At 62.7% G+C, this 21,159-nt stretch carries 16 protein-coding genes; 5 read left to right on the top strand and 11 right to left on the bottom strand.

Annotated elements, in window-relative coordinates; genetic code table 11:
* Positions 1-100 precede the first annotated feature (100 nt).
* Positions 101-472: a hypothetical protein gene (locus tag QN239_RS31670; protein ID WP_499017176.1), complete on the bottom strand. Its 372-nt coding sequence runs from the start codon at positions 470-472 to the stop codon at positions 101-103.
* A 228-nt stretch (positions 473-700) separates the two neighbouring features.
* On the opposite strand from QN239_RS31670, the gene whiA reads away from it, so the two are divergent.
* Positions 701-1,699: a DNA-binding protein WhiA gene (whiA, locus tag QN239_RS31665; protein ID WP_499017306.1), complete on the top strand. Its 999-nt coding sequence runs from the start codon at positions 701-703 to the stop codon at positions 1,697-1,699.
* 17 nt (positions 1,700-1,716) lie between these two features.
* Here the strand turns inward: whiA and QN239_RS31660 are convergent, their stop codons facing one another.
* From QN239_RS31660 to QN239_RS31620, 9 genes are all read right to left on the bottom strand, one after another.
* Positions 1,717-1,959 carry a hypothetical protein gene (locus tag QN239_RS31660; RefSeq protein WP_499017175.1) on the bottom strand — a complete coding sequence of 81 codons (243 nt, stop codon included), beginning with the start codon at positions 1,957-1,959 and terminating at the stop codon, positions 1,717-1,719.
* Entirely contained in the window at positions 1,956-2,609 is a 654-nt protein-coding gene (locus tag QN239_RS31655) for a hypothetical protein (RefSeq protein WP_499017174.1), read from the bottom strand. Before QN239_RS31655 ends, QN239_RS31660 begins: the two co-directional genes overlap by 4 nt.
* A complete protein-coding gene (locus QN239_RS31650; protein ID WP_499017173.1) occupies positions 2,606-4,195 on the bottom strand; it encodes a type VII secretion EccE family protein in 1,590 nt (529 codons plus the stop codon). Before QN239_RS31650 ends, QN239_RS31655 begins: the two co-directional genes overlap by 4 nt.
* A 2-nt stretch (positions 4,196-4,197) precedes the next feature.
* Positions 4,198-5,583, bottom strand: coding sequence for a type VII secretion-associated serine protease mycosin (gene mycP, locus QN239_RS31645; RefSeq protein ID WP_499017172.1), 1,386 nt, complete (start codon positions 5,581-5,583; stop codon positions 4,198-4,200).
* A gap of 5 nt (positions 5,584-5,588) precedes the next feature.
* A complete protein-coding gene (gene eccD, locus QN239_RS31640) occupies positions 5,589-7,031 on the bottom strand; it encodes a type VII secretion integral membrane protein EccD (protein ID WP_499017171.1) in 1,443 nt (480 codons plus the stop codon).
* Between the two features lie 35 nt (positions 7,032-7,066).
* Positions 7,067-7,654, bottom strand: coding sequence for a hypothetical protein (locus QN239_RS31635; protein WP_499017170.1), 588 nt, complete (start codon positions 7,652-7,654; stop codon positions 7,067-7,069).
* 16 nt (positions 7,655-7,670) lie between these two features.
* Positions 7,671-9,140 carry a MinD/ParA family ATP-binding protein gene (locus tag QN239_RS31630; RefSeq protein ID WP_499017169.1) on the bottom strand — a complete coding sequence of 490 codons (1,470 nt, stop codon included), beginning with the start codon at positions 9,138-9,140 and terminating at the stop codon, positions 7,671-7,673.
* 32 nt (positions 9,141-9,172) lie between these two features.
* Positions 9,173-10,840: a hypothetical protein gene (locus tag QN239_RS31625; RefSeq protein ID WP_499017168.1), complete on the bottom strand. Its 1,668-nt coding sequence runs from the start codon at positions 10,838-10,840 to the stop codon at positions 9,173-9,175.
* Between the two features lie 373 nt (positions 10,841-11,213).
* On the bottom strand, positions 11,214-14,207 hold the full coding sequence (locus QN239_RS31620; protein ID WP_499017167.1) for an ATP-binding protein: 2,994 nt from the start codon (positions 14,205-14,207) through the stop codon (positions 11,214-11,216).
* Between the two features lie 585 nt (positions 14,208-14,792).
* Between QN239_RS31620 and QN239_RS31615 the strand changes: the two genes are divergently transcribed.
* On the top strand, positions 14,793-15,542 hold the full coding sequence (locus tag QN239_RS31615) for a hypothetical protein (protein ID WP_499017166.1): 750 nt from the start codon (positions 14,793-14,795) through the stop codon (positions 15,540-15,542).
* On the opposite strand, the gene QN239_RS31610 is transcribed toward QN239_RS31615, so the two are convergent.
* Entirely contained in the window at positions 15,529-16,419 is an 891-nt protein-coding gene (locus tag QN239_RS31610; protein ID WP_499017165.1) for a hypothetical protein, read from the bottom strand. The two genes, QN239_RS31615 and QN239_RS31610, sit on opposite strands and share 14 nt — an antisense overlap.
* Before the next feature lie 32 nt (positions 16,420-16,451).
* Between QN239_RS31610 and QN239_RS31605 the strand changes: the two genes are divergently transcribed.
* From QN239_RS31605 to eccB, 3 genes are read left to right on the top strand one after another with little or no spacing between them, the layout of a single operon-like run.
* Complete coding sequence (locus QN239_RS31605) at positions 16,452-17,852, top strand: hypothetical protein (RefSeq protein ID WP_499017164.1); 1,401 nt, start codon at positions 16,452-16,454, stop codon at positions 17,850-17,852.
* Between the two features lie 52 nt (positions 17,853-17,904).
* Positions 17,905-19,674: an AAA family ATPase gene (locus tag QN239_RS31600; protein WP_499017163.1), complete on the top strand. Its 1,770-nt coding sequence runs from the start codon at positions 17,905-17,907 to the stop codon at positions 19,672-19,674.
* Positions 19,674-21,152, top strand: a complete 1,479-nt coding sequence (gene eccB, locus QN239_RS31595) for a type VII secretion protein EccB (protein ID WP_499017162.1) — start codon at positions 19,674-19,676, stop codon at positions 21,150-21,152. The genes QN239_RS31600 and eccB overlap by 1 nt, the downstream gene beginning before the upstream one ends.
* The last annotated feature ends 7 nt before the right edge of the window (positions 21,153-21,159 follow it).

The following is a 21,159-nucleotide window of genomic DNA, read 5'->3' as shown; positions in this document are numbered from 1 at the left end:
CTGGTTCGACAGCGCTCCGTGGACGGCGGCCTCGTCATGACTGTGTTCCTGTACGTCGCGACGTGGCAGGACCACCAAACCGTCAGTTCCAGTGGGCTGGTTACCTCGACGACCTGTGCTCTCGAATGAAGGCGGCGGTGTAGGCCCCTGTGAAGTCCAGCTGGAATTCGTAGTGGTCGTTGGGATAGCCAAGGCGAGCCGCAACGGGGCGTGTGTCGATCGGATGGTTGGCGAGGTGGCGAGGGATGGTCGGATGAGGGGGCGGGATCTCATCCGGTAGCGCGGGGACGATGTCGACGATCTCCCCCTGTCCAGCGAACTCACCATCAGCATCAACGCACGTCGCGTGCACAACCCAGTTGGGGTGGCGGACGTACCCGTCGGAATTGCGGGCTTCGTAGTGCGAGTCGACGATCTGGCACCATTGCGCGGCAGTCTTTGTTCGCACTGCGTCGACGATTTGGATATTCATGGTCGCTCCTTCACATGAATCATCACACGTCGAAAGCGCAGTTCGTCCGCTCGCCCGAACGTTGTCGCCCGGCCACGCCGTCAGAGGTTCTGAGCGGCAGCACATCTGAAACATCTCAGTGTTCTGCGCCGTCGTGCGGCCCTAGGTGCGGGCAGTGTTCACGCCGTCTGTCCGTCAGTGTTTCGCGACTATCCTTAATGGAGAATCAGGGAGGGCGCAGCTGTGAATCTGACCAACGCCGTCAAGGCAGAGTTGAGCAGAGTGGTGGTCGAATCGTTCACCGCCCGCAGGGCTGAGGTGGCCACGGTGATGCGTTTTGCCGGCGAGATCCTCGCCGCGGAGCGCGGTCTGGTGGTGGAGGCCGATCTCGCGTCCGAAGACGCAGCCCGGCGTCTTCACGGGCTGATTCACGAACTGTTTGATCCACGAGTTGCGTTGCGCCGCCGGCCTGGCCATAGCGAATGGGTGTCATCGTCCTACCGGCGGCACGAGCTGCCGTGCTTCGCAGTGGAGGTCAGCGAGAACGTCGTGGGCTTCGCCCAACGGGTGGGACTTGTCGATCGCCGTGGACGCCGTATCAGAGGGTTGCCACCCTCGATCATCGCCGGTGACCGCTCCGTGATGATTGCGGTCTGGCGTGGCGCCTTCCTGGCCGGCGGAAATCTGAGGGATCCTGGACGCCCGCGGCCGCTGCAGGTCAGGGCGCCCTCCCACGAAGCAGCGGTGGCAGTGGTGGGCGCGGCGCGCCGCCTCGGGATCGAGGCCAAGACACGCGAGGTTCGTGGCGCTGATCTGGTGGTTGTCTCCGATAGTGATGCCATCGCCTCACTGCTGTTGATGATGGGCGCGGCGAAGTCGAAAGCTCTGTGGGACAGGTCTTGTGAGCGACGCCGGGCAGATATCTCGCGCGGAGGTTCGGGCCGAGGCTTAGGGGATCGAAACGCGCAGAGTTCGATTCGCGCGGCGGAATCTGCCGCGATGCGGATCGAGCGAGCGTTGCAGATTCTGGGCGATTCGGCGCCGGCGGACCTGGTTGAGGCTGGGCGACTACGGATCACACATCGGTCGGCCACATTGGAGGAGCTGGGGCGTCTGGCGGACCCGGCACTATCCAAAGATGCTATCGCGGGGCGCATTCGGCGGCTGCTGGCCAAGGCCGATCGTCACGCGTCCCTCAATGGCCTCCCTGATACTCATTCAGTTATGGCGCTTCAGCCTGGTGCGTGAGCAGCGCACACGGTGCGTTACACGAGGCGAATGATGCTGTCGGCGTGGTCCTTCACCCAATTCGGTGTGAGCTCTGCGGGTGCGTCGACGGTACCCACGGGCTTCCACGGGGCGTGGTCGACGGTGGCGAGTACGGTGTGGCCGTCATCTCCGACCCGTATCCAGCCGCTGAGTTTGGCTGCTCCGGCGATGGTCAGGATGTAGCCGCGGGAGCCGTCGGGTGCGTAGCTGGGGGCCTCTGCGGTGATGTGCCTGGTCACGGTTTCCTTTCGGTGGCTACTTTTCGTTGTTCGTCGGCGTGGCGGCAGTCGGCGTAGATCTGATTCGCGAGGCTCGCGATCTGCTTCTTGCTCGCGGTGACGGGTCCACCGATGGCCAGGTCGATGGCCGTTGCTCGGGCGGGGACAAGGTAGGGGGTGTAGTCCGTTTGGGGGTCGACGGTTTGGACGATGTCGATGTCAGATGCGGTGGGGGTTATCGCGTGGTCGCGAAGGTAGTTCTGCCACTCCTCCCAGTTCGGTTGCCACGGCTGGCCTTGGTGGCTGAGTCCGTACAGCAGGTAGGCGGTTGCGGTCGTGATTGTCGCGTCTGGGGGTATCGCGGCGATGATCTGTTGGGCCTGTGGGCTGTACTGCCCGTCGATGATCGCTGCTGAGGCTGGGACGCATTCGGCGCGTTGTGCAGGCATGTTTGGTGCGCCGCCGCGCAGTGAGGCGGCGATCTGGCGCGCGGCGTTGAGTGGTTCGGTGAGTGCGTAGATGCCGGCGAGGGCGACGAGCGCTGCGGTCAGTGCGACAACTGTGGTGAGGATGAGTTTCCACCGCACGGCGGTGAAGAGCCGCTGGGTTGCTCCGCGCGCGAGTTTGAGCGCCAGGGTGAGCGGGTTGAGGGTGGCGAGGAATCTGATCACCTGCGGGATGGGGCCTTTTTCAGGATTGCTTGTTCGGCGGCGTTGAATTCCCATCGGATGGTGGCTTCCTCGGCGCCGGAGCGTACCTGCAGGATTCCTGGGTTGGTGGCGTCGATGAGGTAGCGGGGTTGTTGCCGGATGGGGCTTTCTGCCCAGAGAATGCGCACCGGGGCGGGCGACTGGTTGTCGTCGCCGATCGCGGCGATGGTGATGTCGGGTTGTTCGTGGCGGCCGATGCCGGCGTGTCGCAGTGCGTGTGCGATGTCGGCGAGCTGGGGTGCTCTTACGTCGATGCGTAGGCCGAGGGTGGCCGATCGGATGAGCAGAAGTTCGACGGCTTCGCGTGGGCCGATGATCCAGAGTGGGTCGTCACTGGCCACTGTGATGTCCAGCCAGACGCGGCGTGTGCCGTCGCTGGTGTAGCCGAGGTAGATTCCGGCGCCGCCGACCCGCTGGGGTAGGGCGTGTGGTGTTGGGGCGTCGGCGGTCGCTGTCGTTTTGGGTACCGCGGTGATCGGTGGAGCGACGGCCAGTGGAAGCGCTGTGTTGGCGATGGCGGCGTGTTGGCCGTATTCGCGGCGCAGATCGGTAGCTTCGGCGAGGTCGACGGTATCCAGGCGTTGCACTTTGTTCAGGTAGAACTGCTCGATGTGGTCGGAGGACGCTGAACCGGGGGTCATTCTGGTGATGCTGGCGCAGACTTCGGTTGTGGCCCGCAGCCACTCGGAGTGCGTGCGGGCAGATGCGTTCGCGGTGGGTGTGAAGCCAACCAGGTGGGGTGCGTCTTTGCCGGCGTAGGCGAAGCCTTCCTCGGCAATGGCGTCGGCGCCGAGGAGTGCGACGATGTCGCGATGCAGGCGCTGTGCGTCGTTCTTGGACAGTTTCTGTGCGATGAATCCTTGCAAGGTGATGGCACGGTGTGCGCGCGACGAGGCGATCTGCAGGGTGCGTGCGGTTGCGGCTGCCAGTGTTTCGCGTGGGTCTGCATAGGTGTCGATCTCGCGGGCGTGGATGCTGTCGGCCGATGTGGCGGTGTCGATGGTCACGCGCAGGTACGTGCGTCCGTAGGCGAGCGCGTTGATGGAGCCGGTGGTGGTGAAGGCGACCTTGGCCAGGTCGTTTTGCTGTGCGTAGGTGTATCCGATGGTGGTGAGGGTGAGATCGTGCAGCTTAATGTCGAACTGCCGTAGCTCGTGGCGGATGGGGTCCAGGTCGAGGGTGGTTGACGACCAGTTGTCGTTCTCGTCGACGATGTTGATGGTGAACGGTTTTGGCGTTGCCCCGATCAGGATGCTGGCTTGTCCTGTGGTGTGGTCCCACAGGATGGCGGTGCTGTTGTGCGACAGGATCTGGGTCAGTCGCGGGGTTCGACGGGTGCAGGTACGCCGGTGACGTATCCAGCCTGCCAGCGTGCGGTCTCGGTGGGTGATGGCGAGTATCGCGACGGTGACGATGACGAACCCTGCTGTGGCGTAGTACGTTTCGTGCCAGTGCGTTGTTCTGGTGATGGTGTAGTGCAGCGCTGCCGCAGCTGCGGTGGTGATCACCGCTTCGCCGACGGTGACTGTTCGTAGGCCGAGATGCATGGCTAGCGTCCCTTCTTGCGGCGGCGGGCGAGCCCGATGATGGATGCGGCGGCCAGTACGCCCGCGGCGGTCGCGATTACAGCGATGGCGATGTTGCGTGCGAGGTTGTCCGGCGGAGGTGGCGGTGCGTACTTCTCGGCTGCGCGGGGTGGGATTCCGGGAGCGACGATGGGGCCGGCGTCAAGTTTGTTGGTCAGGGCTGCCACTGGGTCGACGATGCCGGCGCCGAGGATGTTGGTGATGCTGTTGGCCGGGCTGTGAGCGGTTCGTTTGATGCGTGCGATGACTTGGTTTGCCGTCAGTTCCGGGTGAAGTTCGCGGATGAGCGCGGCAAGTCCAGACACGTAGGCTGCGGAGTAGCTCGTTCCGTTGATCGGCGTGGGATTGCCGTCCTGGACGAGGGCGTTGACCAGGGCGCCGGGTTGAGGTTCGGTCGGGTCGAGGGACGCGATCTCGACGGCGGGTGCGCCGACTCCTACCCATGGTCCTGGCATGGAGTTGGCGTAGGGGTCGCCGGTCAGTGTTGTTCCGCCCACGGAGAGGACGAACGAGTCGAAATAGGCTGGAATGGCGACGGATTGGGCTTGGGTCCAGTTCCTGGGATCGGCTGGCTGGCTGGGGTCGTACTCCGGGTTGGCTTTGCAGGTGTTGCCGCCGGTGTTTCCCGCGGCCGCAACGATGACGACGTTTTTCACGACAGCGGCGTAGTAGAGGGCCCCGGCGAGGACACGAAGATCGGGCACGTGGCCGGCGTCGACGCAGGCGGTGAGTGACATGTTGATGACGGTGGCGCCGAGGTTGGCTGCGTGGACGATGGTCTTGGCCAGGGTGAGCATGTTGGCGGCACTTTTGTCCGCGGGGGTTAGGTTTTGAGTTTCAGGGGTGCTGTCCTCTGTGTATTGAGCTGAGAGCTGCCGGATGGACAGAATGGTGGCTCCGGGTGCGACTCCGATGAATCCATCGTTGACTGATGGTTGACCGGCGATGATCCCGGCGACCAGGGTGCCGTGGTGGTCGCAGTCTTCCAGGCCGTTGGATGATCCGACGTAGTCGCCGCCTGGGATGAGGTTGGGCAGTCTGGTGACTGGCTGCACTCCGGAGTCGATGACGGCCACGGTTTGGCCGTCTCCACGGGCGAAGGTGTGCAGTTGAGCGACGTTGAATGCCTCTTGGGCGGGGATGGTGGTGAACTGGGAGTTCTCCAGGATCGCTGATTGCCCGCAGGTACGGGTCTGCTTCATCGGGTACACCGGACCGGGGCGTGTGTCGTCCGGCGCGATGTCGGTGGCAGGGTCGAAGGTCCAGGGCGTGAGGGCCTGGGCGATGCCTGGTGTGTGCAGCGCGGTGAGCAGCCCTACGACCGCGGCGAGGGCGATCAGTCGTTTCATGGTGCTCACCAGGCTCGGAAGATGCTGTAGAGGCCCATGAATGAGAACCCCAGAATGGCGTACGGCATGAAGTACACCCACCATTCGAGGATGTCGATGCCCTTCTTGACGGTGTTGCTGGTCAGTGAGATCTGTCGGATGGAGACGATCACAGTCAAGATGGCGGTCACGGTGAGTGCGCCGATGACTGCAGCGATACCTGAGTTCAGTCCCGCGGTCGCGACTGCGCCTGCGGTGAAGCTGATCACGGTGGCCGTCGCCGCAATCCAGTAGGCGGCCTGCAAGAACGCATCACCGCTGCTTAGTCCGCGGAACATCAGAGCTGCGGCGATCAGGATGACGAAGATGGCGGTGAGCCGCCAGGACCCGTTGGGATACAGGCCGGTGAAGAACGCGGCGGCGCTGATGACGGTGCAGAATCCGATGGTGACGGCCAGGATCGCGTAGCGCGACGCTACGACGCGCTCTTTCTGATGGAAGATTGAGTCGAGTGTTTCGTCCTTGCTCGTGATGAGCGGCAGCTTGGAGACGTCGCCTTTGAGGTTCTTGATGTAGGACTCCCCGCTGGCGGCGATGTAGGGCAGGTTGATTTTCGCCAAACCGAGGGCGATCTGGGCTGAATACTTCAGGGCCAACAGTCCCAAGGCCATCGCTTGGGCCGCGATCACCATCGGTGGCCACGAGTAGGCGCAGGACAGCAATGGTGTCACCGCGGCGAGGATCGAGGCCGAGGCAACGGTCACGTGGATCAGTGGATAGCGTTTGGTGGCCGCGTAGATGACCACCGACAGCGTGGCCAGGACGACGGCGACCACGATGATCGTGTAGACCGATAGGGCTCGCGGGATCACGATGGCCGCCGCGGCGGCACTCAGCCCGTATCCGAGCCAAAATCCCCATATCGGTACGGCTTTGGTCTCAGGGTCATCGCCGTAGTCACATACGAAGGTGATCGCGAAGGTCAGGGCCGCTACCGCGGCCAGTCCGCCGACGATGCTGTAGCGAGTGAGGGCATCGAGGTGGGGGTGCTTTGCGGCGAAGGCGACCAGGCCGGTCAGGACCAGCGTTGCGCAGACCAGCAGAGCCGCGCTCGACAGGGGGCGGGAGTACCGGGAGGACCACGATGGGAACTGTGCTGTTTGGAGCTGGGCGATGAATTCGGCGTGGTCGTCGATCAGTTCCGGGTAGACCTCGGTGGGGTTGCCTTTACGGAGGGTGATCCGCTCTCCTGACCTGACCCCGGCGTCGGCCAGGGTGCCTTCGGCTGAGATCGATTCGCCGCCGAATCGTTCCAGATGCCATGACACGGTGCGTTCGTTGAAGAAGTCAGTTGCGCGACCGGTCTTTTCCAGCGCGGTTCGGTATTTGTCGACCAGGTCGGCCATCATGGCTGCGACGGTGGTGTGTAGCGGCAAGACCATGTCAATGGAATGACGTGGGATCGTCACCGACACACTCACACGGTCTTCATCGTTGATGGTTGTCACCGGGCGTGGACTTTCTTGTCGTTGGCGGCGGGCTGCTTGCGTTTGGTAGGCGGTGCCTCAAATCCCATGTTTTCGAGGGCCTTTCGGGTGATGATCCGTTCGCCTACCACCCTCTCGTACTCGGTCCGGTAGTCCCCATCGGCATCGGCGAGGTCGCCGTCGAGTTCAGTCAGAGCCGAGGCCTCCTGCGCCCGTAGCGCGGACAGTTCGGCTTCAAGATCGCGGGTCTGCGTGGCGAGGCGCTCATCGTATTCTCTTGCCAGAGCAGCTCGTTCGTCTTCGTTCTGTGCCTTCACGCTTCGCCGAAGTTCTTTTGCGCGGCGGTCAGCGTCCTCGATCAGGCGGGCCGCCTCCTCTGAAGCTGCGGTGCGTCGCCGTTGCGCCTCCTCAGTGAAGCTGTCCAGGGCAGCCTTCTTCTGCGAACGAAGGTCCTCACGCAGGGTGCGCAGTTTCTCGCTCGTGGTGGCGATTTGTTCCTGGATGGGCCCCAGCGGCCCCAAGGTTGCCGAACGGATCTCGTTGCGGCGGGTTGCTGCGGCCTCGAGGCGGGACCGCACGGCGCGCATGTAGGCTTCGACGTCCATTTCAGTTCCTTCGCGTTCAGTGCTGAGCGTTGCGGTCGGCGTTTCGATCGGGCAGCTTGTCCATCAACAGTGCTGCAGCCCTTTCAAATTTGCGCCGGGTTTCTTTTCGCAGCAGCCCAAGGTTGATTTCCCCGCCCGCGGCAAGATGCGGATCCAGTGGTATGTCGACCAGGCAGGTCGACGGATCATTTTGTGGGGACAGTTCTCGCACGAGGACACTCTTGGTGGCGTCGACGTTGATGACGACCTCGCGCCCGGGCGCGGCGTTGTTCCACAGCAGCACAGTGCGCGTGAGCAGGTGATCGTAGCTGGAGTCCCTGATCAGATCGATGAATCGTTTGACATTGTCGATGCTCACCGAGTTGGGTGTGGTGACCAGCACGATGGCATGTGCTGATTGGATGGCCGGCCAGAACGTCGGGACCCGCCGGTCGGGCCCCATGTCGATGAGGTTGACCATGTACTCGTTGTGCAGCGCCCCCAGAATCTGTTGGAAATCCTCGGCGTCGAGTTGGTAGTCATGCATGTGCTGTGCAGCGACGAGGGCTTGCAGCCCGAAGGAGTTCGAGTACAGCTGAACCTGAACCTCGCTGCCCGACAGAGAGCGGCGATGTGCCTCGACGCCAGAGTGTGTGGCGCCCAGCGAGTTCAGGAAGAGCCGCGCATCTGAGGTCACTGCACGGTTCTTCTCCACCGGCATCCGGCGCCGCAGCGATCCGTCGGTGGCGCTGTCGAATGCGACGACATCACTGACGTCGCGGTGATGGGCCAGCGTGGAGCCTAGGGCTATCGTCGACGTCGACTTGCCGACACCACCTTTGAGGCTGATGAACAGAACATTCTGCGGGTAGGCCAGCTTGCGCTGCATGCGCAGTACATCGCGGTCGTAGTCCTGTTCGCGTGCCGATTTGGCCAACTTGATACCGACTTTGGCCATACCGGCACGCCAGCCCTGCTTGGGTCCGGTGCGTTCGGCATCAGCAGTTGACCACGCCGATTCGTCTGGCCCATGCGAGCCGGTGTCCGCCGCCGGTGGCCGGTACTGCTCGGTCTGGCGACCGTCAGCCGCGAGCAGCGCGGAGATGTCAGCCTGCGAACGTCCTGAGCCACCGCGTCCTTGCGATGCGTGATGGGGTCCATAACCGGTGGCCGGGGCCGGGGCCGGGGGCGGGGCATGGCGGCCGGCGTACGGCGCAGGCGGCGCAGGCGGTCGGCGGTCTGGTTCTGGACGGTGTTCGATGCGGTCCCAGCCGCGCGGGTCTGCCTCTACCGCCGGCGGGAAGACCGCGGGGCCGGGGTTCTGGGCTGGGGGTGTCGCCGGCCAGGGCGTTTGGGGCTGATACGGGGGCGGGACCTGCGGAGGTGCCGGGATCTGCTGCCCGTTGCCGGTGGGTGCACCCGGCCAGGGCGGTGGGGTCCGCGGTTCGGGTCCCGCCGTGGGTGTCGGGTCGGGCTGTCCGTCGTAGGGTTCAGCGTTGGGTGTCATGATGTGTCTCCTCAGGCGAAGCGATGTGAGCGTTATCCGTGAAATTCGGTGACCCAGTTGCCGGTCTCGTCGATCCCGGAAGTGAACAGTTTTGTGCCACTTGGCAAGAGCGCGCGGGAGTCGATGGTTCCCTCCCAACCCATGGCTCGTAGCACGATTTGGGCGTAGGTGATGCGGGCCAGGTAGGTGGATGGCGAGGCGTGTGCGGCCGGCGGTTCCAACGAGTTGCCGCGCGGGTCGGTGAGCGTCGACACTCTGCCTTGGGGGGCACCGTCGTTGCGGAATGTTTCGAGCAGTTGCGCGGTGTTGTTTCCTCCGGCTATTTCGAGCGAGTCTCGGCGCAGGTGATCTCGCCAACGCTGGCTGGCTGTCTGGGGTGTAGTGCGTTGGTCCTCGGTGGACTGCGTTGTCCCGGTGGAGGTGTTGAGCGGATCTGGCCGGTGAAGAAGATCGGTCAGTTCGTGGCGGTCGTGTTCATCGGTGGTGCGGTTGTTGAGCTGATGATCGATCCCACCGGCGGTTGAGGTTCGGCGTTGAGCCGGTGGAAGCGGGCGAGTCTGACGCCACGGTGCTAGCCGGGTGAGGATCGACTGCACTGTCGCCCGCGGCGCCAGAGTCTGCAGTGCGCGGTCGTCGATGGTGTTGACCACAGCTAGCGCGGCCCTACTCTGCGCGGTATCGGGCACAATCCCCTGCGCAGCGGCCACACTGCCGGTCCCTGCCGACGCGGCTTGACCATTCATCGCTGCGGCGGCCAGAAGTTTGTCGTTCGCCATTCTTGCGACCTGTTCACGTGTCTGGTGGGCCCATTGGGATCCTTGTTGGCGGGCCCGGGAGATCAACCGGTCAAATGCGGTTGCTTGCGGGTTGAGCCCGCCGGGGAAGGCGAGCGACCACCATCGCGATGCGGAGTCGGCACCTGAGGGTGTTGCGTTGCTGGCTGCTTTGAGCAGCCAGTTGCGGACGGGCCCGAACTGCTTTTCCACTCCCCAGACCAGCACGGCCAGCAGGTGATACATGGAGACCAGGACGGCGAAGTGGACGAGGGTTGACGTGCTGACGGACTCGGCTATGGCTACGGCGGCTGCTGGTCCTAGCCGTGCGACCGTGACGATGCCTGAGGCGATGACCAGATTGGCGATCGCAGAGATCATGAATCGCAGGAATTCGTCGAGCGGGCGGTCCTGCCACGGGGACAGTGCGGCCATCGCTGCTGCGGCGGCAAAGCGGACGAGGGCCAGGCCAAGGTGGGTCGCGAAGGTGATGATGACGACCACGCCAAAGCGGCAGTAAATGAAGACCGGAACGAGTGCTGCCAGCGTCATGACGAACGCGGATCCGACGCTCTGCGAGGCTTCGATTTGGTCGGCGTTCAGGCAGGTCATCGGATCGCCGTTTTCGATCATCCTCGCCCACTGTTTGGCACAGTCGGGCGAAAGCTGTGATCCGTAGTTGAGCATCCAGGTGAGGGGACGTAGGAAGTTGGTCAGCACCGAGCTGTCGGTTCCGGCGGCCACAGTGTCGCCGACCTGGTGGCTTCCGTCAGTGACTGCGGGGATCTCGCTACTGTGTGGCGATGTGGCAGCTGCTACCGCCGCGGCGTCGTCGTCGAATCCTCCGAGGAGACCGACCCAGCCGGTGAGAACGCTGAGCAGGGTGCCGGCGGGGTTGTAGAGCAGCGCGAGAATCAGCACGTACATGCCTAGGGATGCGACGGTGCGCTGGACCATGGCTTTGACGGCTTCGTCGGCATTGCGTGCGCGGACCGCGATCATGGTGAGCACGGTCAGCAGGACGGCCGCCAGGAGCACAGTGGGTGAGATGAACGCGAAGAGTCCGTTGGTGACGGTGGTCCAGGCCTGTTGGATGGGCTTGAGCCACGTTCCCGGGTTGATTGCAAATTCCAGGAGCTGCGAGGAGTACGCCGCTGGAATGATGACAAACAAATAGATGACGTCACTGGTCAGCCACGCGAAGAACTCCCCCGGGCCCCAACCGCCGTCGAGGTATAGCCGATAGTGCTGAATCTTGGCGCCGTTGCGGTCAATCAGATTCAGTGGCGCCAAAACCCAGTTAGCCCACACGATGTCGGCCTTCAGCGAGTGCGGCGCGGTGGTCGTCGACTCGCACAATCTTGTCGGGGCTGGTGTCGGCGGCGGCGGCGCGGCTGGGAATGAAAGGCGGGAATGTTTGCATCTTGCCTACGCGGGTTCCGTCGAACCACAGGAGCTCGCCTTCTCGTCCCTTGATGACTTTGATCGGGTCGCGTGGATCGCTAGTGACATATTCGATCGGGGAAAGATGACGGGAAATCAGGTTCAGCGCGGACGGGGTGGGCGTGATGTGGACTTTCCGTAGCGCCGGCACAGCGTTCTCGGCGCTACGTTGGCGGAAGCTGCCTCGTTTTGTCACCAGCTCCAGGCCGTCGCCTACGTCTTGTGCTGTCTGCGTGCTGACGAGGACGAGGTTCTTGAATTTGCGGCCCTTCTTGTTCGTGTCGGCCAGGATGTTGCGTTTGATGATCGGAGCGTCCAGCGAGTGAGCTTCGTCGAGCCCGAACAGGCACACTCGTGGTGACCTGTCGAAGTAGAACTTGGCCAGCGCCGCGATCGTGGTGAAGACGGCAGTCGCGATACGGCTGCTGGTAGCAGTCTCGGTCTCCCCCGCCCGGAGGACGTACTGCCTGGTGTTGAAAACGACGAACCGTGACTGAGCGGCATTGAATGCGGGGAGATCGTGCACCTTTCCGGTGTTGACATCTACGGGGTCGAGCAGGCAGGCAACGCCGGGCAAGGCCTTTATTCCGTTGAGCGCTCGGCGCAACCGGACGGCCACTTCGTCGCTTTCGTGGGCGATGTGCTCGAAGACCTGGCGTGTGGTGTTCAGTCCTGGTGTGTTACTCAGTGGGCTGTAGTGCACTTCGCGGTACGCGGGTGCGATGACCGTGGCGAGCCGCTCGTACTCCTCGGTGTTGAGTTCGACACCCAGCAATGGGCACCAGGTGTCCAGCCAGGCTGCAGCCGCTTCGCCGGGTGGGAGGCACTTGAGCAGGTCCAGCGACACTGCTGTGTCAATCAAATCGAGGACTACAGCGTCGTCCAACTGTCCGGCGACGACTTCCATCTCGCCAGTCGGGTCCACCAACCACACTTCGCCGAGTAGATCGTGCACAGCGAAAGCGATTGTCTTCATGAACATCGACTTTCCGGTGCCCTGCTCTCCGAACAACATGATCGACCCGTCACCGGCCGCGGTCGGGTTGATGAAGTCGCTGTAGACGACCTGGCCCAAAGAGTTCTCTTGATTGACCCCGATGGGCCAGCCGTAGGGATCGCCGAGCGTCTGCCGGCGCAGGGGCATCACGGCCCCGAGTAGTGCCGGGGTCTGTGTCAGTCGCGTGTCGTCGATCAACGGGGTTGCGGCGGTGCAGGGAAGAAGCGATTGCCAAAGCTCCTGTTGCGCACCGACGTGCCGGAATACCTGGAAGCTGTCGTCCGAGTCGTCTTTCGTGCTGGCCAGCTCGCCAATGACTTTCTGCACTTTCTCTTCGAGCTTGTGGTAGTTGGCATCACCGAAGATGAAGGACAGGTGCACATTGGCCAGAACGCCTTCGCCGGAGGCGAACCGGAAGAGAGTACGAAGCTGACTGTCCTTCTCCGCGAACTCCGTGGCATCGAATTCAGATTCCGACAATGCTTCGTCGTCCGCGTTGTTGCGGCGTTGCGCCTTGCCGAGAACCTTGGCCGCTTTCCTTCCGGGCAGTGGAGTGAAGGTGATTCGCATTGCGATATCGCCGTCTAAGCCGTGGAAGCCGTCGACGATGCCTGACATCTTCTGGATTGCATACGACCCTTGCAGCGAGGGCCCCGACGCCACGGTCAGCACCGTTTGGTAGGTCGTGTATCCGTCGGGAAGGTCGGTGGTGCGCCGGCCTGGCACGTGGACGGCGATGCTGCTCTCGCGGCGCAATGACCGATAGCGGTGTAGGACCCCGTCGCGAAAAATCCGGGCGAGGCGGTCTGCGTTTCCGTTGGATTCCGCGGCGCAGCGGTCCAAGAACGTGTCAGCGAGGGATTCCGCCTCGTGCCCCGAGGTGATCGTCACAAGTGGGAAGTTGTTATTGCCAGGAACCATTGTGGGGTCCTGCTTGCGGCCGGGCAGATAGGGAACGGTGGAATTGCTGAGCCCCAACGTGCTGGCTCGCTGGATAGCCCATTCCAGGTCGCCAGGGTTAGTGCGCACCGCGTTGAATTCCGCCGGGATTGCGTCCCAGACTTGGCGTTCGCGTACTTGCACTACTTGGGTATCGACGAGTGCCGTTCCGAAGCCAAGCGATTCCAGCCACCGCTCATAGAACTTCGGATCGACGGAACCAACCTTAAGGCTGATCCAGAAGGGCCGTTCGAAGCTGGCACGCTCCCCCGTCTTGTACATGTTGTTGAAGTGCGTGAGGCCTTCCGACGCTGCCCGGTACCACGTCGACTCGTAACGTGCCCAGGACGGCACGTGGTCGATGCAGCGGCGGGTCAACGTTTCCGCCGGGACCTTGACCTTGAATCCGCGTACGTAGACCTCCTCGACGAAGCCCAGCGCAGCCAGGTTGGCGAACACGCCGGCATTTGCAAACTGCGCGCCCTCGACCGAATCGAGATCGTGCGGGCTGAAGTTGATCCCTTCTACGAGATAGTTGACCCACGCGTCGCCGTTCTTCAGGATCACGACATTTCCGTGTCTGGCTGCGATCGGTGAGGGCCACTTCCTGTTGTTGGACCACTCTGGATTGCTCAGTCGACGGCGCAGAAGTCCCAACTGTGTTCCCTCCCTCAGGGCGATACCGGGCTTTGGCGGTTTCATCGCGGTCAGCCACCTGGCGGCCGCTAGCGCCAAGGAGACAGTGACGGCGACGAGGACCCACCCGGCAAGAGTCTGTCCAAAGTTCGTCAGGACGAATAGCCCGGCGAAGCCACTCAGGCCGAAGGCCCCGGTGGAGGAGCCGATCCGTGTTCCCAGCACCGACCACTCGAAGGGCGGTCGGGGTCGCGCCGTGAGGAACCACATGCGGCGCATCGAAAGCCTCCCTGTCGCAGTCGGTTACAACAATGCTTGCACGCGCGACGGCTGGGCTGTCCGCTTAAGCAAGACTGCTCTCACGGTTTTGAAAAACCTGCCAGTTCGTCGCGCACACGGGAGCTCGGGGTAGCGCGCATGAGTCTTTCTGTAATTCCGCGCCGCGCGGGTGCACGAATCTCCTTGTGCCCTCGTGGCGATGGCTGGCGTGGGCAGGTCAAGTCGTTGAAGGCGGCGATCTCCGATCGCCCTGAGTCGCGCCCTATCGGGCGTCTCGCGGCCGTGGCCCCAGTGGCAGATCCTCCTCCCCAATGTCCGCCCCAGCAGTGTTGCCGCGATGGCACCGGTGATACGACCTAGAAAGCCGCCCACCTGGGGTTTTGACTGGTTTGAGTTCGATTTCGAATGCCGCTTTTCGCCCAATTGTTGGCTAGCTCACTACCCAATTTGAACTTCGCGACCCGCCCCAAATTCCACTTATGGCTGAGGTTTGACGAGTACCCATTAAGCGGACTGACGGGCTGTTGCGGCACTTAGAATCACAGGGAGCCAGCTCGGGGCTTCACCCATTGGTCAGGAGTTTTGTTGGAGGCCTATCTCTACTCTCAGCACATCGGCGACACACCGCTGTCGCTGACCGAGGCGCTGATTGACCTCTCCGACTTGACAAGCCGAGGAGTCCTGAACCAAGACAGTTCCGTCTGGATCAGCGCACACTCGCCGAAGCCTGACATGTGGATGCTCACCGATCGCTCCAGTTACGCGTACATTCATCAGTCCCGGACACCGGGCTACGTACGAATCAACAAAAGTGGAATCCGCTGGGCGCCCGACTGGGATTCAACTATCAGCAATCCGGCTCTGTCGCTAACCGCGAGGGAAGTCGCAGTATCAGACGAGGACGATGTCAATCTCACACTGATTGTGAAGCATCGATCGCAGGACCAGGCCGTGACCGTCATCAAACCCGATGGCACAAAAGGAAAACTGACCGGTGGGTGCTACACCTTCGGGCGGTTCACGGTGATCGACCTTCTCGCCTACGTTCCGAAGCCGTTGTTGGAAGCGGACAGCTATACGAAGTCCGAGGCGGCACACATGGGTGCCCACCACATTCTGAGAAGCGTTCCTAAGAGCAAGCGACGCGAACTGTCCAGATTCATTGATGACATGCGCTTCACGCTGACAGAGGCCGACATGGAGTCCCTGCAGGAAGTTCATCGCCAGATGCGCCAAATCTCGTCGAGCTTCGTTTCCCATCTCCGAACACGATTTTCGGCACGGGGCGCACCGGAGGATCTCCTCGCTATCGGTCAGGCGGCTATTGATGAATGATTTTTCCGACGTCAATGGTGGTCAGAATCGCGGCAACCGCCCACTGCTTCTGATCGGTAAAGGCGAGCCGGACCGGGATCTGCATCGTGTACCAGGTCGACTGGGATGCGCTGCCCCGGACCGTCGCCAGCACCTCCACGGTATCTCCTGCGGCCGGCTGCTGCGGTGGTGCTTCTTTCGCCCAGATCATCTGCACCGTAACCGAGCTGAACGGACTGCCCGCCAGCGGCTTTCCGGAAAAGCTACCAGTCACGTAGCGTCCAATGTTCTGGCTTGTGCCGGGAACGTAATAGGCATTGGCGAAGCTGGACACCGCGGTGCCCAGCGCGCTGTTGAGGTCGACGGCAATCGTATATCCCGGACCCACCTGCATCGTGGGCGCCTCCATGTTCTCGATGCGCGGCACGGCGGTCGCCTTGTAGGCGCCTTCGGAGGACAGCACGTTGACGATGAAGCTCTGGAATTGCACCGCCCCGGTGCCGGGCGCCGAGTACCCAACCACGACGCGTACTTCCCATTCGGCAGAGTCTGGTTGTTCAGCAACTCGCTTGATGATGGTGGGCGCCGTGCTGGTGACGTTCCACGGCACCGGCGGGAAATCGATCCCGCGCGGGTCGACGAGCTTCGACGCCAAGATCTTGCGATCCTGCTCCCCGGACCCGGTCAGCGCGAGGCGCACGACCTGGTCGGCGAAGAGTTCGATCTGGTTGGTGGTCGTATTCAGGCCGATGTAGCTGCTCGTCGGCAGCGGCTGTTTGGAATGTGCGCTCCATCCGGCCCAGATGGCGACGACAAGCGCCAGCGGCGCGCACATCAGGATCGCAGCGAAAAGCAGTCCCGCGTAACGGTTTCTACTGGGGTCCAGGAATCTGAGCATGTAGAGAATTTTACGGCCGAGAGGAGCGCGAAATGACGGGTGAGGAGTTCATCCCCCGGATCCAGCTGCCGCAGATCGGCGGGCCACCGCGGCCGCCGAGCGCACCAGAGGACCAAGGTTCTGTCCGCAAGTCAGACGACCATCACGAACGCTTCCGCCGCTTCCTCGTCTCCGGAGACGGGCTGGAGAATCTGGTGGACGGTGTGCAGCGGGACACCGTCGGTCGTGACGGACGTACCTTGAATCAACGGGAATCCGAAGCCGAGCAGGCGCACCAGGATGCTGTCGTGGAGCGCAGCGCAGTTTCTGCGCCGCGCCCAGCACCCAGGCGGACGGCGGGATTCTTCGATGACGACGGCCCGGTCGAGGAGGAGGAATTCACTCCGGCGTGGGAGCCACTACCGCCCCCGCGCGCGACGCGGCGTGTCGATCCGGCCCCGACTCCATTAGTTGAGCCAGACGGTGACGATAAGTTGACCGGATCAGCGCCATCTCCGCCGTGGCGCGTCGATCACAGCATCGACGAGGCTGGACATTCCGAACCCGAGTCTCCGGAGTTCTCCGACCCTGGTGCAGACAGCGACGCCGACGACGGGCAGCCAGGCGATTTCGACGATGACGATGAGGACCAGGTTCGCCCTCCCGGGTCGCTTTGGGACAGTACCCGCGGAAGTGCAGAAACCTACGAGCCGGGAATCATCGTTGTTGATCCGGATCCGCAGCGGGCCGCGCCCGGGGCGATGTCGGAGTGGATCCGTCGTCAGTACCAACGCCTCTGGGTGCCGCTGAGCCATACCTACAAGGCTGTGGCGATCGTTGTTGTCGTGGTTCTGACCGCTTGGGTTGGATATCTGAGTTTTGGCTCTCATGATCGGGATGCGCCCGGTCTGCAGGCCGCCGATCCGCTTGTCGATGCGGCGCCGTCATCAAGTGCCGCAGCTCCAGCTCCGTTGCCTCCGGATTCAGTCAAGGCCCCCGGATGCCCCGCGCGGTCCCAGCCGGCGGCCAATGCTTTCGACGGCAAACCTGACACCGCATGGGTGTGCGTGCGGGCGTTCAATACCGATCTCCAGACCGTCACCATCACGTACTCCAAGCCGGTCGTGGTGACGTCGATCTTCGTCATTCCGGGTTTCGAGCACGTCGATGGCAACGGACGAAACGAGTGGAACGAGCACCGGGTCGTCACTCTGATCAGTTGGCGCGTCGGCGGCCAGAGCTTTCAACAGGACATCGACCCTTCCGCGCATACCGGATCGAGCATCCAAATTCCCAACGTGGCAACCCAAGTGATCACCGGCAAGATATTCAAGACCGTTCCTCCGCCTCCGGTGGAGGGGGACAATGGTCCTAGCGATGCAGACATCAACTCCACGTTCGCCATGTCCACCATCACTGTCAACGGCTTTCCCGCCGGCGGCGTGCCCCGCTGAAAACACTGACGTCACGACCATTTGATTTCGACCTCAAGGAGCGAGCCCGACTATGTCAGAAGAGCTGCTGAACCGCCTGGCAGGGGCGATCAGGTTCATTGGCGATGGTGACCCCGTCAATGCCCAAGCAACACTGCGGTATTGCGTGCAGCTGGATCAGTCGCAGTGCGATATCTGGATCACCATGGCCGCGGCCTCGGACGGGGTCGCCAGCGACGAGGTTCTCGGTCGCATCGTGGCAACCAAGAATACGTTCGACATGTGCTTCTCGCGCCTTGACGAGGAGTACGCGCGGTTCATCGTGTCTCGCAGTCCCCATCTTCCTTTGGGGTTCGCAGGTCTTCGGGCGCCGCTGGTCAGCCCTACCGGAATCGAACTGGCACATGCCGCGTCACTGGTACTCGATAAGCGGTACTCTCAGGCCGAAGAATCACTCCGTCGCGTACACGATGATTCCGCGCATCTGCTGCGCGCGTGGCTGTACCACAGCACATCTCGCTTCCCCGACGTGCTCAGCGCCGCGAAGAATCTCGTCGGGTCCTACGATGAGGCGGCGTCGACGTACGCGCGATTGTTCAGCGGTATCGCGCATGCACACCTGAGCAACTTCAACGCTGCACGCGACCACCTGAACTCGATCTTGCCGACAGAGGCAGCTCAAGTCGACGCAGAAGCTGCAGCCGAAGCCGCTTACTGGATCGCGCTCACGTGGCGCGAGGAAGGCGATGAACAGTCCGCGGCACAGTACCTGCAGCGAGCGTTGACGTTGTCTCCCCAGCCCCGCTTCCAGGAAGCACTCAGCGACAAAGCTATCCGGATACGCCTGACCCGCTCCGAGCTCATCGATCGGCGCACCGATCGCTGGGACGTCGAGACTGAGCCGACTCTGGAACAGGCGCAGTCCGAGGAGATGTCCCTCAAACGGGGCGACCTGTTGGCGGAGGGCTTGGCGAAGCTGCACGCGATGGTCGGCATGGACCAACTCAAGGCGGACATCGAAGATCACTGCGATTACATTCGCGGTCTTCAAGAACGCGCAGCTCGGGGGAAGCGTGCCGACCGAGCCTCGACCCATCTCATTTTCGCCGGCCCTCCTGGCACCGGCAAGACGACTATCGCCGCCATTGTCGCCAAGATCTATGCAGGCCTGGGGATCATCAAGACTGACAAGTTCACCGAAGCCAGCAAGGCCGATTTCATCGGCGAGTACTCCGGCCATACCTCGCCGAAGACCAAGGCCAAGCTAGCGGAATCCCTCGACGGGGTGCTGTTCATCGACGAGGCGTACCAGTTGGTGTCTGACACCGGGTCAGGGGGATCCAAAGATTCCTTCGGGGCCGAAGCCGTCACCGAGATCTTGGCGTTCATGGAGAACAACCGTGACCGCGTGGTGGTAATCATCGCGGGCTACAGCGATGACATCGATCGCCTGCTGGAGACCAACGAGGGCTGGTCGTCACGGTTCACCACGCGGTTCGAGTTCGCGTCCTACAACATCGACGAACTCATCGCTCTGGCTCAATTATGGTGCGAACAACAGGAATACGAGCTATCGGAGGATGCGGTCGCGTTTCTGCGCGCAAAGGCCAGTTCCCTCTATGCCGATCACATCTCGGGGCGCACGGTGATTGACAAGCTCGCCAACGGCCGGTTCATCCGCAATCTCATGGAGTCCGCGGCGAAGAAGTCCCTCGGCTCGGCGATGAAGGGATCACTCACCGGGGATGTCGATGATGCAGCACTTGATTTGCTGACGCTGCCGGCGGTGCAGCGCGCGTTCGAAGAACTGACCCGCAAGCTGCTCGGCGGGAAGGTTGCCTGATGCGCTTTCTGGTAACCAAGCCTCAGTTGTGGGGTACACGGTGGCAGTCCAACCGCGTCGAGAAGGCGATGATTCGTCGTGACACCAAGGATCTGGAAACTCCGCACCGCAATCAGTCCATGGGGATGTTCAGTGGCGTTGCGTTCATGGCGTTGTTGTGTGTCGTCGGAATCATCGTTGCCAAGATCAGCCCCCAGTCCAGTCAGCGGGACGCGAAGTTCATCGTCACCGCGTCGGGCAGCCCGTATGTCGACTACGGTGGTGCGCTGCACCCGGTGCTCAACTTGGCCTCTGCCCGTTTGATCCTCGGGTCACCGCAGTTCGCGAAGCCCGTCAAGGACGCGGTTCTGGATACTCGCCCGCGTGGGCAGACCATGGGGATCCTGCACGGCGCTGAGATGTTGACCCCGCGCTCGGATGACACTGCCCGTTGGACGGTCTGCGACACCCATGGCTCCTCGTTGTCGCTGACGACGAGCAGAGCTGTCACGACAACATTGATCGCTGGGCAGGCAGAGTTGCACGGGCACAAGGAATTGGCTGTTCCGACTGCTGTGGCCGTCCGTGATCCGGACACCGCCGGCCAGGTATGGGTGTTGTGGGGGAATCGGCGCGCGACGGTCAGTGGTGATGACAAGGCCGCCCAGGCGGTGTTGGGGCTGACGCCTGCGATCATGGGCGATGCGGCTCCGATTTCGCGGGGGTTGCTCAACGCGATCACCCCCGCTCCCCCGATCACGTCGCCGTTCATCGCCGACCGCGGTGCGCCCAGCGCCGCGGTTCCTGGCATGAAGAACGGTGACATCGTGCGGTCGAGGTCGGTGACCGGCGACAACGTCTTCACCGCGGTGTTCGGTGACGGTGTCCAGGAGATACCGACTTTCGTGGCCGATCTGCTTGCCGCGGCCGGTTCGGCTGTCACGACGACGCCGCCTTCGGGCCTGCTGAGCGCTCCGCGCGTCCAGCACGTCGACGTCGACAGTTTTCCCTCGCAGGCGCCGGTGTATGTGCAGTCACCGGTGTTGTGCTGGACGTGGTCCCGCGGTGCAAATGACGCCGCTGCCTCGACGAAGCTGACGATCGGGGACCAGCTTCCAATCTCATCGGGTGATGTGTCCCAGATCGTTCCGCTGCTTGATGCCACCGGCATTGAACAGGCTCAGCAGGCATTCACCGCTCCCGGCAAGGGGTGGTATGTCCGTGTGACGGGCGAGGGCCGCACCTCGGAATCCCGTGAGCAGCTGCTCTGGATCGACGACAAAGGGGTCCGGTACGCGATCGGGCTCGAAGGGAACAGCTACGACGGCACAGTGGCCGCACTGGGGATCAATCAGAAGCCGCCGCTGCTCATTCCGTGGAGCATCGCCAAGCTCTACGGGCAGGGCCCGACGTTGTCAAAGACCGATGCGATGGTCCTGCACGAGAACTCAGGTCCAGACATCCGCCAAAAGGCCGCTCCGACGCCAGATAAGCACTGAAAGGAAG

This window comes from Mycolicibacterium sp. Y3, from assembly GCF_051188035.1.
Taxonomy (GTDB): Bacteria; Actinomycetota; Actinomycetes; order Mycobacteriales; family Mycobacteriaceae; genus Mycobacterium; species Mycobacterium fluoranthenivorans.
Note: the sequence above shows the minus strand (reverse complement) of the source record. Positions and strands in the feature narration are given on the sequence as shown.

Bases quoted from the DNA above. Each gene is read 5' to 3' on its own strand.
- QN239_RS31600 (WP_499017163.1), top strand. From the start codon at position 17,905: ATGTCAGAAGAGCTGCTGAACCGCCTGGCAGGGGCGATCAGGTTCATT.
- QN239_RS31650 (WP_499017173.1), bottom strand. From the start codon at position 4,195: ATGCATCTCGGCCTACGAACAGTCACCGTCGGCGAAGCGGTGATCACC.
- QN239_RS31605 (WP_499017164.1), top strand. From the start codon at position 16,452: ATGACGGGTGAGGAGTTCATCCCCCGGATCCAGCTGCCGCAGATCGGC.
- QN239_RS31635 (WP_499017170.1), bottom strand. From the start codon at position 7,654: ATGGACGTCGAAGCCTACATGCGCGCCGTGCGGTCCCGCCTCGAGGCC.
- QN239_RS31620 (WP_499017167.1), bottom strand. From the start codon at position 14,207: ATGCGCCGCATGTGGTTCCTCACGGCGCGACCCCGACCGCCCTTCGAG.
- QN239_RS31670 (WP_499017176.1), bottom strand. From the start codon at position 472: ATGAATATCCAAATCGTCGACGCAGTGCGAACAAAGACTGCCGCGCAA.
- QN239_RS31610 (WP_499017165.1), bottom strand. From the start codon at position 16,419: ATGCTCAGATTCCTGGACCCCAGTAGAAACCGTTACGCGGGACTGCTT.
- mycP (WP_499017172.1), bottom strand. From the start codon at position 5,583: ATGAAACGACTGATCGCCCTCGCCGCGGTCGTAGGGCTGCTCACCGCG.
- eccB (WP_499017162.1), top strand. From the start codon at position 19,674: ATGCGCTTTCTGGTAACCAAGCCTCAGTTGTGGGGTACACGGTGGCAG.
- QN239_RS31630 (WP_499017169.1), bottom strand. From the start codon at position 9,140: ATGACACCCAACGCTGAACCCTACGACGGACAGCCCGACCCGACACCC.
- QN239_RS31625 (WP_499017168.1), bottom strand. From the start codon at position 10,840: ATGTACGTGCTGATTCTCGCGCTGCTCTACAACCCCGCCGGCACCCTG.